The sequence below is a fragment of the Paenibacillus validus NBRC 15382 genome (assembly GCF_004000985.1).
GTDB classification, from domain to species: Bacteria; Bacillota; Bacilli; order Paenibacillales; family NBRC-103111; genus Paenibacillus_G; species Paenibacillus_G validus.
In genome coordinates this window covers 224,111-239,833 of sequence record NZ_BIMH01000001.1, presented here as the reverse complement: position 1 = coordinate 239,833, position 15,723 = coordinate 224,111, and the positions used below count along the sequence as shown (strand labels likewise).

The 15,723-nt window shown below is 52.8% G+C and carries 15 protein-coding genes; all 15 read left to right on the top strand.

What is annotated here, in order from left to right:
• Positions 1–40 precede the first annotated feature (40 nt).
• The 15 genes from PVA01S_RS01120 to pgsA all read left to right on the top strand — a co-directional run bounded on the left by PVA01S_RS01120 (position 41) and on the right by pgsA (position 15,720).
• Positions 41–1,717, top strand: a complete 1,677-nt coding sequence (locus tag PVA01S_RS01120; protein ID WP_054799141.1) for a ribonuclease J — start codon at positions 41–43, stop codon at positions 1,715–1,717.
• Between the two features lie 156 nt (positions 1,718–1,873).
• Positions 1,874–2,638 (top strand): ClpP family protease, encoded by a 765-nt coding sequence (locus tag PVA01S_RS01115; protein ID WP_054795799.1) that lies wholly within the window; start codon positions 1,874–1,876, stop codon positions 2,636–2,638.
• Entirely contained in the window at positions 2,635–2,868 is a 234-nt protein-coding gene (locus tag PVA01S_RS01110; RefSeq protein ID WP_127604477.1) for a YlzJ-like family protein, read from the top strand. Before PVA01S_RS01115 ends, PVA01S_RS01110 begins: the two co-directional genes overlap by 4 nt.
• Before the next feature lie 71 nt (positions 2,869–2,939).
• A complete protein-coding gene (locus tag PVA01S_RS01105) occupies positions 2,940–5,540 on the top strand; it encodes an FtsK/SpoIIIE family DNA translocase (RefSeq protein ID WP_127604475.1) in 2,601 nt (866 codons plus the stop codon).
• A 111-nt stretch (positions 5,541–5,651) separates the two neighbouring features.
• Positions 5,652–6,482 (top strand): spore cortex-lytic enzyme, encoded by an 831-nt coding sequence (gene sleB / locus PVA01S_RS01100; protein ID WP_127604473.1) that lies wholly within the window; start codon positions 5,652–5,654, stop codon positions 6,480–6,482.
• Between the two features lie 94 nt (positions 6,483–6,576).
• Entirely contained in the window at positions 6,577–7,893 is a 1,317-nt protein-coding gene (yfmF, locus tag PVA01S_RS01095) for an EF-P 5-aminopentanol modification-associated protein YfmF (RefSeq protein ID WP_127604471.1), read from the top strand.
• A complete protein-coding gene (gene yfmH / locus PVA01S_RS01090; RefSeq protein ID WP_127604469.1) occupies positions 7,894–9,180 on the top strand; it encodes an EF-P 5-aminopentanol modification-associated protein YfmH in 1,287 nt (428 codons plus the stop codon).
• A complete protein-coding gene (gene ymfI / locus PVA01S_RS01085; RefSeq protein WP_127604468.1) occupies positions 9,177–9,938 on the top strand; it encodes an elongation factor P 5-aminopentanone reductase in 762 nt (253 codons plus the stop codon). The genes yfmH and ymfI overlap by 4 nt, the downstream gene beginning before the upstream one ends.
• A 78-nt stretch (positions 9,939–10,016) precedes the next feature.
• Positions 10,017–10,271, top strand: a complete 255-nt coding sequence (locus tag PVA01S_RS01080) for a DUF3243 domain-containing protein (RefSeq protein ID WP_054795802.1) — start codon at positions 10,017–10,019, stop codon at positions 10,269–10,271.
• A 121-nt stretch (positions 10,272–10,392) separates the two neighbouring features.
• Entirely contained in the window at positions 10,393–11,247 is an 855-nt protein-coding gene (locus PVA01S_RS01075) for a hypothetical protein (protein WP_230876010.1), read from the top strand.
• Positions 11,248–11,345: 98 nt separating this feature from the next.
• Positions 11,346–12,125 (top strand): DUF3388 domain-containing protein, encoded by a 780-nt coding sequence (locus tag PVA01S_RS01070; protein WP_127604464.1) that lies wholly within the window; start codon positions 11,346–11,348, stop codon positions 12,123–12,125.
• A 56-nt stretch (positions 12,126–12,181) separates the two neighbouring features.
• Positions 12,182–13,066: a helix-turn-helix domain-containing protein gene (locus PVA01S_RS01065; RefSeq protein ID WP_127604462.1), complete on the top strand. Its 885-nt coding sequence runs from the start codon at positions 12,182–12,184 to the stop codon at positions 13,064–13,066.
• Positions 13,067–13,172: 106 nt separating this feature from the next.
• Positions 13,173–13,664: a YajQ family cyclic di-GMP-binding protein gene (locus PVA01S_RS01060; RefSeq protein WP_127604460.1), complete on the top strand. Its 492-nt coding sequence runs from the start codon at positions 13,173–13,175 to the stop codon at positions 13,662–13,664.
• A 143-nt stretch (positions 13,665–13,807) separates the two neighbouring features.
• Entirely contained in the window at positions 13,808–15,136 is a 1,329-nt protein-coding gene (rimO, locus tag PVA01S_RS01055) for a 30S ribosomal protein S12 methylthiotransferase RimO (protein WP_127604458.1), read from the top strand.
• Positions 15,133–15,720, top strand: coding sequence for a CDP-diacylglycerol--glycerol-3-phosphate 3-phosphatidyltransferase (gene pgsA, locus PVA01S_RS01050; protein ID WP_127604456.1), 588 nt, complete (start codon positions 15,133–15,135; stop codon positions 15,718–15,720). Before rimO ends, pgsA begins: the two co-directional genes overlap by 4 nt.
• Positions 15,721–15,723 lie beyond the last annotated feature (3 nt).

The window sequence follows — 15,723 nt, the reverse complement described above, 5'->3', positions numbered from 1 at the left end:
ATGGAAAATCGTCGTCAAATCAACCAAGGAGGTTTATACGTTGTCAAAGAAAAATATAGACAAACTTTCGATTTTTGCCCTAGGCGGCGTGGGTGAAATCGGTAAAAACATGTATGTGATTCAGTATGCGAACGACATCGTCGTTGTCGACTGCGGCTTGAAATTTCCAGAGGAGGACATGCTCGGTATCGACATCGTAATCCCGGATATTTCATACTTGACGGAAAACCGCGATAAAGTTCGCGGTATTCTGATTACGCACGGACATGAAGATCATATCGGCGGCTTGCCGTATGTACTCAAGCATCTGAATGTGCCTATTTACGGAACCCGGTTAACCTTGGGGTTGATCGAAACGAAATTGAAAGAAGCGGGCTTGCTTGGCGAAACGAAGCGTCATGTGATCACAGCGGATTCGGAATTGAAAATGGGTTGCATTACAGCGACGTTCTTCAAAACGAACCACAGTATTCCGGATTCCGTCGGGGTTTGCCTGGAAACGCCGGAAGGGAACGTGGTGCACACCGGAGACTTCAAATTCGATCAAACGCCGGTTAACGATCAGTACGCCGATTTGCACAAAATGGCGGCTATCGGACAAAAAGGTGTACTGGCCCTGTTGTCCGACAGTACGAACTCCGAGCGTCCGGGCTATACCGGATCGGAACGCAGTGTCGGCGCAGAAATCGAAGAGGTGTTCCGCAAAGCGAAGCAGCGCGTCATTATTGCAACGTTCGCGTCCAATATTCACCGGATTCAGCAGGTTGTCGACGCTTGCGTGGCAACGCGTCGTAAGCTGACCGTTATCGGGCGCAGTATGGTGAATGTCGTATCGATCGCCAGCGAACTCGGTTACCTGAACATTCCGGACGGTATGCTGATCGAGCCGGAAGAAGTGAACAAGATGGCAGGCGATCGCGTAGCCATTTTGTCGACAGGCTCTCAGGGCGAACCGATGTCCGCGTTAACGCGTATGGCTCGATCGACGCACCGCAAGGTCGACATTTTGCCGGGAGATACCGTCATTATTGCGGCGACTCCGATTCCGGGCAACGAGCGTTACGTCGGGCGTACGGTGGATGAGCTTATGCGCATCGGCGCGCATGTAATTTACGGACCGGGCTCGATAACCGGTGTGCACGTTTCCGGACACGGCAGTCAAGAAGAACTGAAGCTGATGCTGAATATGATGAGGCCTAAATATTTCATTCCGATTCACGGTGAGTATCGGATGCTGCGGCAGCACGGCTTGTTGGCCGAATCCGTCGGCATTCCGCGCGAAGACATCTTCATCGTGGACAACGGTGAAACCGTCGAAATTCAAGACGGCGTCGCTCGCAAAGGTTCGAAAGTGCCGGCGGGCAACATCTTGATCGACGGTTTGGGCGTAGGCGACGTAGGCAACATCGTGCTTCGCGACCGCAAGCTGCTGTCCCAGGACGGCATTCTGGTCGTCGTCGTAACGTTGAGCAAACAGGATGGTGCGATTTTGTCCGGTCCGGACATCATCTCCCGAGGTTTCGTGTATGTGAGAGAATCCGAAGGTCTGCTTGACGAGGCGAACCGGATCGTGACGAGCACGCTCCATCGCCTGATGAATGAAAACGTAAATGAGTGGGCATCGCTCAAAACGCATGTAAAAGATGCACTCGGACGATTTTTATATGAACAAACCAGAAGAAGACCGATGATTCTCCCGATTATTATGGAAGTCTAGTCACTCGCATTAGTCACTTGAACCCTAAGTTATATAAACGTTAAAGCTTCCTTGTTCGGCCGTTGCCGGGTAAGGAAGCTTTTTCTATACGTGCATATTATTGGCGAAGCGTACCATACTAAAGAAGATTTGGATACTTAGTAGGGGGAATTTGCCATGCTGACGAACAGACAGGATCAACAGCCGCAACAACAGCCGCAACAACAGCCGCAGACAGCTCAGGGGCAGGACGAAAATCGCAAGAACGGAGCGGTTGAAGCCATCCAGCAGCTGGGTCAAACCGTCGTGCCGAGCGGCGAATCGAATATCTTTTGCATGACGATCATCGGTCAAATAGAAGGACACATGGTGCTGCCGCCGCAGAACAAGACGACAAAGTACGAGCATCTGATTCCGCAGCTCGTAGCGGCCGAACAAAATCCGAAAATTGAAGGCGTGCTGATCATTCTCAACACGGTGGGAGGCGACGTAGAAGCGGGGCTGGCCATCGCCGAAATGATTGCCACCTTGTCGAAGCCGACGGTCACGCTGGTGCTTGGAGGCGGACACAGTATCGGTGTACCGATCGCCGTGTCGGCGAACCATTCCATTATCGCGGAAACCGCTACGATGACCATCCACCCGATCCGGCTGAACGGTCTGGTTATCGGTGTGCCGCAAACGTTTGAATATCTGGATAAAATGCAGGAGCGCGTCATTCGTTTCGTAACCCGGCATTCCCGTGTAGACGAGGATAAATTCAAGGAGCTTATGTTTAAAACGGGCGAGTTGACGCGGGATATCGGAACGACCGTCGTCGGGACGGATGCCGTGAGATACGGGCTCATCGACAGCTTGGGGGGAATAGGGGAGGCCATCGGCAAATTAAACAGCATGATCGAAGAACGCCGGAAAACACTCTCCGGGGGTGTGGTGCAATGACGCATTACACGATATTGCCGATGGACAAGGTCATGGAAGGCATTGACGCGATGGAGTCGGCGACGCAATTGCTGGAAATCGTCATGAACGGCGTGACGATGCAGGTACAGCCGATCAATCAAACGCAGGCTACCATCGTACGGCTCATAAGCTGCAACCCGCAAGATTTTTTAAATCCGCAGTACACCCCTGGCCGGTTAATCGAATTTAAACCGGTCTTTCCCGGCTAACCGTTTTTGCAGGCGTCCCGTTCAGCTTCGCTCCAGTTTATGGTATAATAGGCTGACGGGGGTGAATGGTTTTGGCCAAGAGGAAGAAGAGTGGCAAAGGTATCAAAACCAATTTAAAATTTGAGCTGTACGGCATCCTGATCTTAACGTTATCCGTCATCGCGCTTTCCCGTGAAGGCTCGGTGGCCCGTTCGCTCACCTATTTGTTCCGGTTCGTGATCGGGACGTGGGATTTTGTCATCCCTCTCGTATTCATATACGTCGCGTTGTACGCGATGATGAAGCGCCAGTGGCCGATTTGGCGAACGGTCCGAAAGTCGGGGATTTTGCTCATCATGCTGTCCCTGCTGCTGATGAGCCACATCAGCTTGTTCACACAGCTGTACCCTAAGGCTGATTTCACGGCAGGGCAGATCGTCTTCCAGACGTGGACGAGCCTGGTCGAGGGGCTGAGTCCTTCCGAAGAGGGCCAAAACATCTTGACCGACGGTGTAGGCGGCGGGATGACGGGTTCCTTACTGTATGGGGCATTGTATTTCATGTTCGGCAATTTGGGAGCGCGGCTCATTCAATTTACGCTGGTTGTAGCCGGCTTTATTCTGGTTACCGGGTGGTCGTTCGGCGATCTGGCAGCCAGGCTGCAGGGACGCAAGCCGTTCAAGGATACGCTGCTCGGGCAATTCCTAAAGCGGAAGATGATGGAGCGGAAAGCGGCCAGAGCATCCGAGGCGGCCGCAGCGACCGCGGCAGCGCGCAAGAAGAAAGCGGCGGCTGTTCTCGCAATGCCGATCGACGAAGACTTCGACGAAGAAACGTACAGACCGGACCCTAAGGCTCGCAAATCCGCGGCCAAGAAACGGTCTTTGTTCTTTGAGCTGTTAAAACCTTCGGAGGACGGCGGGAAGAAAGCGCGCGTTTCCTCGAAACGAACTAAGGATGAGACGTACTCGGAGGCGGACGAAGAAGTAACGGTATACTCCGCTTATGCCGGGGAAGAACCCGATTCGAACGATGGCAACGATGCGAAAGAAGCCGCGGGATACGACTCGGCGATTCCGGTTATTCGCGATTTTCAGGAACAAGTGCGGCAAGAAAGCTATGACGAGAACGAATTGAGCGGACAGCCGCAAGCCTCTGTCACGGGGGCGGCGACCGCAGCAGCCGATCCGGCAGCGCAGCCGCAAGAGCAGCAGAGCCTCGATACCGCGAACGGTGAAGACTTTGACATCAAGACGAAGCCGCTGACGATACCTTACGAACTGCCTTCGCTGCAGCTTTTATCCAAGCCGGCTTCGGGGAAAGGCGCCGATTCGCTGGACTACAAAGCGGTCGCCCGCAAGCTGGAAGCGACGCTGGAAAGCTTTGGCGTGCGCGCCAAGGTGCTCGAAGTGGTGCGGGGGCCGGCGGTGACTCGTTACGAAATTCAGCCTGACGTCGGGGTGAAGGTTAGCCGCATCGTCAGCTTGACCGACGATATCGCGCTGGCTCTCGCCGCTAAGGACATCCGGATGGAAGCGCCAATTCCCGGTAAATCGGCAATCGGCATCGAAGTGCCGAATACCGAGGTGTCGATCGTTACGATGCGTGAGGTCATGGAGACGGCAGCCTTTCAGGATGCCGCCTCCAAGCTGTCAATCACGCTCGGCCGCGACATTTCCGGCCAGCCGATCGTCGGCAACTTGTCGAAGATGCCTCATATGTTGGTTGCGGGGGCTACAGGTTCAGGGAAATCGGTGTGCGTCAACGGCATTATCACGAGCATTTTATTCAAAGCGAAGCCGGATGAAGTCAAGTTTCTGATGATTGACCCGAAGATGGTCGAATTGAATGTGTATAACGGTATTCCGCATTTGCTGGCGCCCGTCGTCACCGATCCGAAGCGCGCTTCGCTGGCCTTGAAGAAGGTCGTCGTCGAGATGGAGAAGCGGTATGAACTGTTCTCTAAGAGCGGCACACGAAATATCGAGGGCTACAATAACATGCTGGTGGAAACGCAAACCGGTGCTCCGCTGCCCTATATCGTTGTCATCGTCGACGAGTTGGCCGACCTGATGATGGTCGCCGCCAATGATGTCGAAGATGCGATTTGCCGCTTGGCGCAAATGGCGCGCGCGGCCGGTATCCACTTGCTGATTGCGACCCAACGGCCTTCCGTAGACGTGATCACCGGCGTGATCAAGGCGAACATTCCATCGCGGATCGCCTTCGGCGTATCGTCGCAAGTCGACTCGCGAACGATTCTTGATTCAGCCGGAGCGGAAAAGCTGCTTGGCCGGGGTGATATGCTTTATTTGCCGATGGGCGCGTCCAAACCGGTCCGCGTGCAGGGGGCCTTTTTATCCGACCAGGAGGTCGAATCCGTTTGTAATTTCGTGCGCACCCAGCGCCAGGTCGAATACGTTGAAGATATGGTACCGCTTGTGGAGGAGAAACAGGACGATCAGGACCTGTTTGAGGACGAGCTTTACGATCAAGCGGTGCAAATCATTTTGGAGGCGAAGCAGGCGTCCGTATCGCTGCTGCAGCGCCGTATGCGCGTCGGGTACACCCGTGCGGCGCGGCTGATCGATACGATGGAAGCGCGGGGTATCGTAGGGCCGTACGAGGGCAGTAAGCCCCGCGAGGTGCTGATCTCCATGGAGCAGTACGAAATCAACCGAATGAGCTCCTAGCGAGGTTGAAGGATGCATTACGAAAGTATTGAATAGAAGCGGCATCCCTTTCTCATAATAACCCTTAAATAGGTCTGACATCATGAGAGTGGGAAAGGTGAGTTGCCGCGAATGAACAAACGATTGATTGTCATCACCGTTAGTTTGGTAGTTGTGTTATTTGCCGGGTTGGAGCTCAAGCACCGCTTACATACCGAGCAAACGTTCAGCAAGAACGAAATCAGGTACGGAACGTCCGGAACAGCAGACGTGTACGAGCTGCAGGGGCGTTTGAAATTCCTAGGCTTTTATAAAGGAGACGTCGACGGAGACTTCGGCTATCAGACGTTAAGGTCGTTGAAATGGTTCCAGTCGGAATTCGGCCTGAAAGCTGACGGCATTGTCGGCGACAAAACAAAGGTAAAGCTGTGGGAAGCCACCAAAGACTGGAAGGCCAAGCATGACGAGCTTCCGCCTTGGGTCACCGGCAGTTCGCAGGGCAACGCTCCGGCGAACAATGCGGCAGGCGGCGGCGGCGGAGCTGCCCCGAGTACAGGCGGAACGGCGCCTGCGCCGACAGGCATGACCCCGTCCACGAGACTCGGTCTATCGCTTCAGGATATGAAGCTGATGGCGAACGCCGTTCACGGCGAAGCGCGAGGAGAGCCGTACATCGGGCAGGTGGCGGTGGCCGCTGTTATCCTTAACCGCGTCAACTCCCCGAGCTTTCCGAACACGGTCTCAGGCGTTATTTTCCAGCCGGGCGCCTTCACGGCTGTGGCTGACGGCCAAATTTGGCTGGAGCCGAACGAAACGTCGTTCAAAGCGGTCCAGGATGCGCTGAACGGCTCAGACCCTTCGGGCGGCTGCCTGTACTATTTTAACCCGGCCACGGCGACTTCAAAGTGGATTTGGACCCGTCCGCAGGTGAAAACGATAGGGAAACATATCTTTTGCAAATAACCTGTAAATAACTCGGCGAAGAAGTGACCGCTTTGCGGTTGCTTCTTCTGTTTATAGAGGAATATAATGGAATAACCGGAAAGGCGGTAGACCGATGTCGAGAGGGGTTGTTGCAGCTTTGAAGCATATCCAACTTGAACGGGGAACCGTGCGCGGGCTACGCGTGCATGTGCTCCCGACCGAGCAATTTAAAACGTTTGCGATTTCCGTATATATCGGGTGTCCGCTGAAGGAGGACACCGTGACGCCGACCGCTTTGATTCCGTTCGTGCTGCGCCGGGGCAGCCGGGCTTATCCGGAAACGAAACAATTCCGGGAGCGGCTGGACGATTTGTACGGCGCCGGCTTCGGCTTTGACGTTTACAAGCGCGGCGATTATCAGATGGTGCAGTTTCGGATGGACGTTATTCAGGATGATTTTGTCTCAAGCAAGGAATCTTTACTGTCACAGGCGCTGCAGTTTTTAGGCGAGGCTGTGACACAACCGGCGATGGACGCCGATCGGTTGAGGGCCAAATATATCGAATCGGAGAAAACGACCGTCCAGAAGCGGTTGGAAGCGATCGTCAACGATAAGATTCGCTATGCAGCCGAACGCTGCATCGCGGAGATGTGCAAGGAGGAGCCGTATCGGCTGCATCCCCTCGGTCGTATTGAAGATTTGGCAGCCATTGATTCCGATCTGCTGACGAACCGTTACCGTCAATGGCTCGCTCAGGCGCCGATTGACGTGTATGTAGTCGGCAACACCAGTTTAAGCCAGGTACTCCCGTTGATCGAGCGTTCCTTTCAGCTTGGCGACAGCCGCGGAACCGCTCAACCGGGCTATGCCTTGAAGGCGGAGCATCGTCAAGTGACGAAGGTGAACGAAGTGGTGGAACGCCTTGACCTCAATCAAGGCAAGCTGAATATGGGGCTGCGCATCCCGACTTCGTACGGTGACGATTCGTATCCGGCCGCTCTCATGTACAACGGCATTCTGGGCGGTTATCCGCACTCCAAGCTGTTCACAAACGTCAGGGAGAAGGCGAGTCTGGCCTATTACGCTTCGTCCCGACTGGATGGACATAAAGGCATTCTCACGATACAATCCGGCATTGAGATCGGGAACTACGAGAAGGCGGTTCAAATCATTAAAGACCAGCTTCAGGCGATGAAAGACGGGCAGATTAACGACACCGAGCTGCAGCAGACGAAAGCGATGATAACCGGACATTTGCGCGAGCTTCAAGACTCAGCGTTCGAGTTAATCGCCTTCGACTTCAATAACCGGTTGTCGGGAGCGGAGCGCACCGTGCCGAAGCTGATTGAAGCGGTGGAGCAGACGACGCCTGCCGACATACAGCGGATCGCCCGGCAAACCGAGCTGGATACGATTTATTTTTTAACCGACAGCAAAGGGGGACAATAAATGCAAACGATCCCTTACCCGCAAGTCAAGGAAACGCTTTACAGCGAGCAGCTTCCTAACGGATTGACGGTATTCATTTTGCCGAAAGAAGGATTTCAAAAAACATACGCCACGTTCTCAACCAAATACGGCTCGATCGATAATCATTTCCGAGTAGAAGGCCGGCCGGAGCAAAAAGTGCCGGACGGCATCGCCCACTTTCTGGAGCACAAAATGTTCGAAGAGCCCACAGGGGACATCTTCTCCGTATTTGCCGCCCAAGGCGCGTCGGCCAATGCGTTCACAAGCTTCGATCGAACCGCTTACTTGTTTTCGGCGACCGGGCATATCCGGGAAAATTTGACGACCTTGCTTGATTTCGTGCAGCATCCTTACTTTACGGACGAGAATGTGGAGAAGGAAAAGGGGATCATCGGCCAAGAGATTAAGATGTACCAGGATAATCCGGATTGGCGCGTTTATTTCGGGTTAATTGAAACGATGTTTCATGTTCACCCGGTGCATATCGATATAGCCGGCACTGTCGAGTCGATTGGGGAAATTACGAAGGAAATGCTGTACGAATGCTACCATACGTTCTACCATCCGACCAATATGAGCTTATTTGTGGTCGGCGGCGTCGATCCGCAGGAAATAATGGATTTGGTTAAGCAAAACCAGGCGGCCAAGACGTTTAAGCCGCAGGGAGAGATTCACCGTCTGTTTGAAACGGAGCCTGGTGAAGTAAAGGCGCCGCGGAAGGAAAGCACGCTGCCCGTTTCCGTGCCGAAATGCTTGTTCGGCTGCAAGGAATCGAGTCAACCGCTTCGCGGCCGTGAGATGATGAAGCGGGAGCTGGCGATGAAAGTGGTGCTCGACATACTCGTCAGCCCCAGCTCAGCCATTTACCAGAAGCTGTATGATGAGCAGCTCATTTCCGACAGTTTCGGATCCGAATACAACATTGCGGAGCAATACGCATTCTCGGTAATCGGCGGCGACACCAAGGATCCGGAGCTGTTGATCAACCGGGTGAAAGAAGAAATAGACAAGGTGAAAGCGTCCGGCATCGACCGCGCCGATTTTGAACGGAGCAAGAAGAAGAAGATCGGTGCTTTCCTCCGCCAATTGAACTCGCCGGAGGCAATCGCCAACGAGTTTACGAAATACCGTTTTAAGGATATGGACCTTTTTGACATATTGCCGGTGTATGAACAGCTTTCGCTTGAAGATGTGAATGCATGCCTGGCCGATCATTTCAACTGGAACCAGCTCGCAGCGTCCATTGTCCGAAGCGAGGCGAAATGACACCAACCGGAATTAAATCTTTTACCGAACAAACCGTACTAATAACGGGGGCGAGCCGCGGAATCGGCGCGGCGATCGCCCGCCGGTTTGCCTCCGTCGGCATGAACGTCGTCATCCATTATTTGCAGTCGCATGAATCGGCGAACGAGACAGCCCGAAGCTGCATGCGGCACGGAGCCCGTGTACTGACGGTTACCGCTGATTTAAGATCGCTCGATCAAATCGAACGTATGCGCGAGAAGCTCGAACAGCACGGACTTATTCCCGATATTCTGGTTAATAACGCGGGTATTTCCCATTACGGGATGCTGTCTGATGTCACGGAAACGGAATGGGATGACATTATGAACATCAACTTAAAAGGTACGTTTCTGATAACGCGGCAGTTCATGCCCGCGATGATTGCTCAAAAATACGGGCGGATCATTAACGTTTCGTCGATTTGGGGCATCTCCGGCGCTTCTTGCGAAGTCGCATATTCGACGGCGAAGGGCGGGATCAACGCCTTCACGAAAGCACTGGCAAAGGAGCTTGCGCCCTCGGCGGTAACGGTGAACGCAGTCGCTCCCGGCGCCGTGGACACGATGATGATGGCAGGCTTCGACGCGCAGGAGAAAGCGGCGCTTGAGCACGACATTCCGGCGGGAAGGTTCGCCCAACCCGACGAAATCGCTTCACTCGTTTATTTCTTGGCGCTGCCGGAATCCGGCTATATTACCGGACAAATCATAAGTCCCAACGGCGGATGGCTGACCTGACCAACCGTATAAACTTTGCGTGTTTTGCGAATTCTAACCTTTGTAACGTCGATATCACTTCAAAGGAGGAATTGCGGCATGGCAACTGTGCTGAAGGTGTTTGAACGCTGGAAGGAATTTTTAGGAGAGCGTGTAGAGCAAGCAGAGAAAGCCGGGATGAGCGATGAGACGATATCGAAACTCGCGTTCCAGATCGGCGAGTTTTTATCCGATAAAGTCGATCCCGAGAACAAAGAAGAACGCGTCCTGAAAGAACTGTGGGATGTATGTGACGAGCAAGAAAGAAAAACGCTCGCCAAAGCTATGGTGAAGCTTGCCAAAGCGAATAATTAACCATAAGCGTCATTTTAAGCCAGCCTCCTTCCCAGGGGGCTTTTTTTGCGCTGCCTGCGCATAGCTTGGAATGGCGTTTTGAAACGTATATACTAAGGAGAAGAGCTCGGAAGATACAGAAATGAGGGTAGTAAGAAAGATGAAAGGGCTTATCCGAATCATTGCGTTGTTCCTTACCGTCGGTTTGCTCGCCGGGTGCGGCAAAAATATTCCCAGCATCGATCCGGCCTTGCTGCAAAGCAAACCTTCGCTGCTGGTAGTGACCGAACCGAACTTGGCGCCCGATACGAAGCAGCGGCTGCAAGCCGCTTTGGTGGATTGGCGCGATCACCATCAGACCGCCTTCGATTGGTTCGCTGACGTGTCGACGCTGTCGGAAGAACAATTGGAAGCGATCCGTTCCCATGCCTACGATTATATCGTAGTGGCCGGTCATGAACTGGTGCAGGCGACGCTTCCGCAAGCGGAGCAAATTGGAAACCGCAAATGGATTTTGCTTGATGATCAGGTTGTCCGGCAGACATTGTCCATCCAAGGCTCGCATATCATGGTGAAGTCGGTTCTGGAATCGCAGCTTCGCGGCGAATGGGACGAATGGGTCAGGCAGCAGCTCGTCTCCGATCGGGCGATCGAATGGGTGACTACCTCGGCGTATCCGATTCCGTCCGAATGGGCGCCGTCGGAAGAGGCCGAATACGTGTCGCTTGCGGATGCGGAAGGCTGGTACAGTCAATTACAGTTTCAGGTTCGCTCGCACGGCCCTGCTTGGATTGTCGTGTTCGCGCCGCTGGAAAAAAGTCAATTGCAGCGCATTCGCGGCTTGCAGGTGCCTGTTGTTAACATGGCGCAGACGACGGTCGAATTGAACTGGAACGAAATTCTCGTTACCTTGAGGAACAACCTCTCGAACCAGGCGTGGACCCCCGGTTTGCAGCCTTATGAGCAGCGGGAAGCGGTTGTGAAGAAGAATTTTTGAAAACCCGCCTGAAACGGGAGGAATTTATCGAATATTGTAGAATATTTTTCGTATCCCCATTTGTACAAAACCTAACATTCTATGATCGGAGAACGGACATGACGAACGAAAATAACGATAAGAAGCAATGGTATATGGAGTATAGAATACATAAGAACCGTCCAGGCTTGCTGGGCGATATCGCTTCTTTGATGGGGATGCTCGACATCAACATCGTGACGATCAACGGGGTGGAAGACCGTACACGCGGCATGCTGCTGCAAACGAATGATGAAGAAAAAGTGGAATTAATGGGTAAAATGTTAAAAAAAGTGGATAATATAACTATAACGGCTCTTCGTACGCCCAAATTGGTTGACATTTTGGCGGTACGTCACGGCCGTTATATCGAACGCGACTCGGACGATAAGAAGACGTTCCGCTTTACGCGCGACGAACTAGGACTTTTGGTCGATTTTCTTGGCGAAGTGTTCAAGCGGGATGGCAATCATGTTGTCGGCTTGCGCGGGATGCCAAGGGTAGGGAAAACCGAGTCCATCATTGCCGGCAGCGTGTGCGCGAACAAACGGTGGACGTTCGTTTCTTCGACCTTGCTTCGCCAGACGGTGCGCAGTCAGCTGTCCGAGGACGAGATGAACCCGAACAACGTGTTCATTATCGACGGTATCGTATCCACGCTGCGTTCCAACGAGAAGCATTACGGGCTGCTCCAGGACATTATGGGCATGCCGTCCACAAAAGTGATCGAGCATCCGGATATTTTCATCCGGGAATCGGAATATACGTATGATCATTTCGACTGCATCGTCGAACTGCGCACGACGCCTGATGAAGAGATTACTTATGAAAGTTTTACCGGCGGTTTCGATTCCTATTGAGGATGTCCGGCTAAAGGTTCAAAGCATACGACTCATAACGGGAAGGGGTGACAAGCGTGACCGATCTCGGTCTGTTATTGAAGAAAGCGAGAATGGAAAAGAAGATTTCGCTTGAAGATTTGCAGGAAGTGACCAAAATCCGCAAGCGCTATTTGGAAGCGATCGAAGAAGGCAACTACAAAGTGCTGCCCGGCAATTTTTATGTGCGCGCATTTATCAAGAGCTATGCCGAAGCCGTAGGGCTCGATCCGAACGAAGTGCTGCAGATGTATCAGAATGTCATTCCTGCGACGGAAACGGAGAAGGTTGAGCCGATCCGCACGACGCGCACATCGACGACCCGAAATACGGAACGTATCGGCAAATGGGCCTCCAACATCATGGTGATCTCTTTTGTCGTCCTTATTTTGGGGATTATTTATTACTTTATGAGCATCAACTACAAGGGCACGAGCGACGCCAGCAACAATTTGCCGAAGCAGATTACCGATAAGATCGAGCCGGCCGCGCCAAAAACGGATAACGGGGGAACCCCGGGCACGGGGGCAAACGGCGGCGGACAGCTCGCGCAAACGCAGCCCGAGCCGATTGCAGCGGCGCCGGTCGCGCCTGCGCCTGAGCCTAAGAACGAAGTGAAGCTGGTCAAGAGTGAGCGGGGGACCGATTTTTATGCGGTCAGCGGAACCGATAAGCTCAAGATCGAGGTGAAGGTAGTCGGCGACGAGTGTTGGATGAAGATCGACGAGCTCGGCACAAGCCGCCAACAGCTGCACGAAGGAATATTGAAGAATGGGGAAGTGAAAAGTTGGGAACTTGCCAATCCGGCTTATTTACGTTTTGGCAAAGCCAGCGCCATGGAGATTGTCATTAACGGTCAAAGCTATCCGGTCGGCAATCAGGCCAACGTGAAGAACGTGCAGGTGGACTTCCTGAAATCGTAGCCGCATCGGCGGGCATCCAAGGAGACACGCGCTGCCTTTGTGCAGAGGGTGTCTTTTTTGTTACAATAAAAACTGGTAAAATTTTGACGGGAAGGAAGTTCGATTCATGAGCAGTGAAAATTCATTCGATATCGTATCCAAGCTTGATATGCAGGAAATGAACAATGCGATCAACCAGGCGGAGAAAGAGATCGCCACACGCTTCGATTTCAAGGGCAGCAAGAGCAGCATCACCTTGGAAAAGGAAGAGCTTGTCGTCGTCTCGGACGACGATTTCAAGCTGCAGAACGTGCTCGACATTCTGCAATCCAAGATGGCCAAGCGGGGCATCTCGTTGAAAAATTTAGAATACGGCAAGGTTGAGCCGGCCGCGAACAGCACGGTGCGCCAGCGGATTAAAGTCAAGCAGGGCATCGATCAAGACATTGCCAAAAAAATCAATATCCTGATTCGTGATTCGAAGCTGAAGGTGAAAAGTCAAATTCAAGGCGATCAAATTCGGGTCACCGGAAAGAGTAAAGACGATCTTCAGCAAGTCATGCAGCTGCTTCGCAAAGCCGATTTGCCGCTGGAGCTGCAGTTCATCAATTTCCGTTAACGGCACAGAGTAGGCTTTAAACCTTGCGGATTCTAAGACCTGCAAGGTTTTTCGTGTTTTTGACACTGTTTGCGGGAGTATATTATACTTGTAGCAGACCCAATTAGAAGTAAAAGGCTTCATGCCGTTTTGGAGGAAATTTCATGACAGAGAAAGTCAAAGTGGTTACCCTGGGCTGTGAGAAAAATTTGGTCGATTCCGAGATTATGTCCGGCCTCGTCCATGAACGCGGGTACCAGCTCGTAGCCGAGAAGGAAGAAGCGACCATTATCATCGTCAACACGTGCGGCTTCATCGACGCGGCGAAGGAAGAGTCGGTGAATACGATTCTCGATATGGCGGAACTGAAAGAAACCGCGAATTTGAAAGCTTTGATCGTTTCCGGTTGCTTGACTCAGCGCTATAAGAAGGAATTGATGAACGAGATGCCGGAGATCGACGGCATCGTCGGAACGGGTGATTTCGATAAAATCAACGACATTATTGATGAAGCGCTGGCCGGGAAAAAACCGATCTTTGTCGGTAACCCGGTGTTTAACTATGAGAAGAAGCTGCCGCGCCGTTTGTCCACTCCTCGTTATACGGCTTATGTGAAGATTGCTGAAGGCTGCGATAACGCCTGTACGTTCTGCAGCATCCCGATCATGCGGGGCAAGTTCCGCAGCCGCAGCATCGAATCAATTTTGGACGAAGTGGCCCAGCTCGCCGCGCAAGGGGTCAAGGAAATCAGCCTGATCGCGCAAGATTCGACCAATTACGGTACGGATCTTTACGATTCGTTCAAGCTGCCTGAACTTATGAACCGCGTCAGCGAAGTGCCGGGCATCGAGTGGGTTCGGCTGCATTACGCTTATCCGGGATTTTTCACCGATGAGCTGATCGAGACGATTGCCGGCAATCCGAAAATTTGCAAATATATCGACATGCCTCTGCAGCACAGCGAGGACGGCATCCTGAAGCGGATGCGCCGTCCGGGACGGCAGCGCGACGCGCGGGAGCTGATCCGCAAAATCCGCGACCGCATTCCGGGCGTATCGCTGCGCACCTCGATTATCGTCGGTTTCCCGGGAGAGACGGACGAAGACTTCGAGAAGCTCAAAGCGTTCGTTCGCGAAGTAAAGTTCGACCGGCTAGGCGTCTTTACCTATTCGAAGGAAGAGGATACGCCGGCATCCTGGTTGCCGGATCAAGTGGCAGACGACGTGAAGGAATACCGGGCCAACGTGCTGATGGAAATACAGCGTGAAATCTCGAATGAACGCAACAGCAATCGGATCGGCCAAGTGATCGACGTGCTGATCGAAAAATACGACGGCCGGAACGATGTTTATGTCGGGCGTTCGCAGTTCGACGCGCCGGAAATCGACGGCGAGGTGTTTGCCCGCGGCGCCGATTTGCAGATCGGCGAAATTGCCAAGGTTCGCATTACGCATTCGTTCGAATTTGATCTGTCCGGGGAGGTTGTGGCATGAATTTAGCCAACCGGATTACGTTGGCGAGAATTTTTTTAGTACCGATCATCATGTTCTTCCTGCTCATTAACGTCAAATTCCCGCATGTCCGGATCGAGCAATTTACGATTACGTACAATCAGATTATCGCTGCGCTGATCTTTATTATTGCGGCCAGCACGGACAGCCTTGACGGTTATATCGCGAGAAAACGGAAGCTTGTCACGAATCTGGGCAAGCTTCTGGACCCGCTTGCCGACAAGCTGCTCGTATCCGCCGTACTCATCTCTCTGGTCGAGATGGATAAACTGGACGCCTGGATTGCGATTGTGATCATCAGCCGGGAGTTTGCAGTCACCGGCCTGCGTCAAATCGCTCTGCTGGAAGGCACCGTCATGGCTGCAAGCAAATGGGGCAAGTGGAAGACGGCGACGCAAATCACGGCGATTATTGCGCTTCTTATCAACAACTTCCCGTTTGCTTTCATCGATTTCCGTTTCGATCTCGTAGCCAGCTGGATAGCTGCAATTATTACGCTTTATTCCGGCTTCGATTATTTTATTAAAAACAAACACGTTATCAATTTCGACGACAAGAAACAGTAGGGC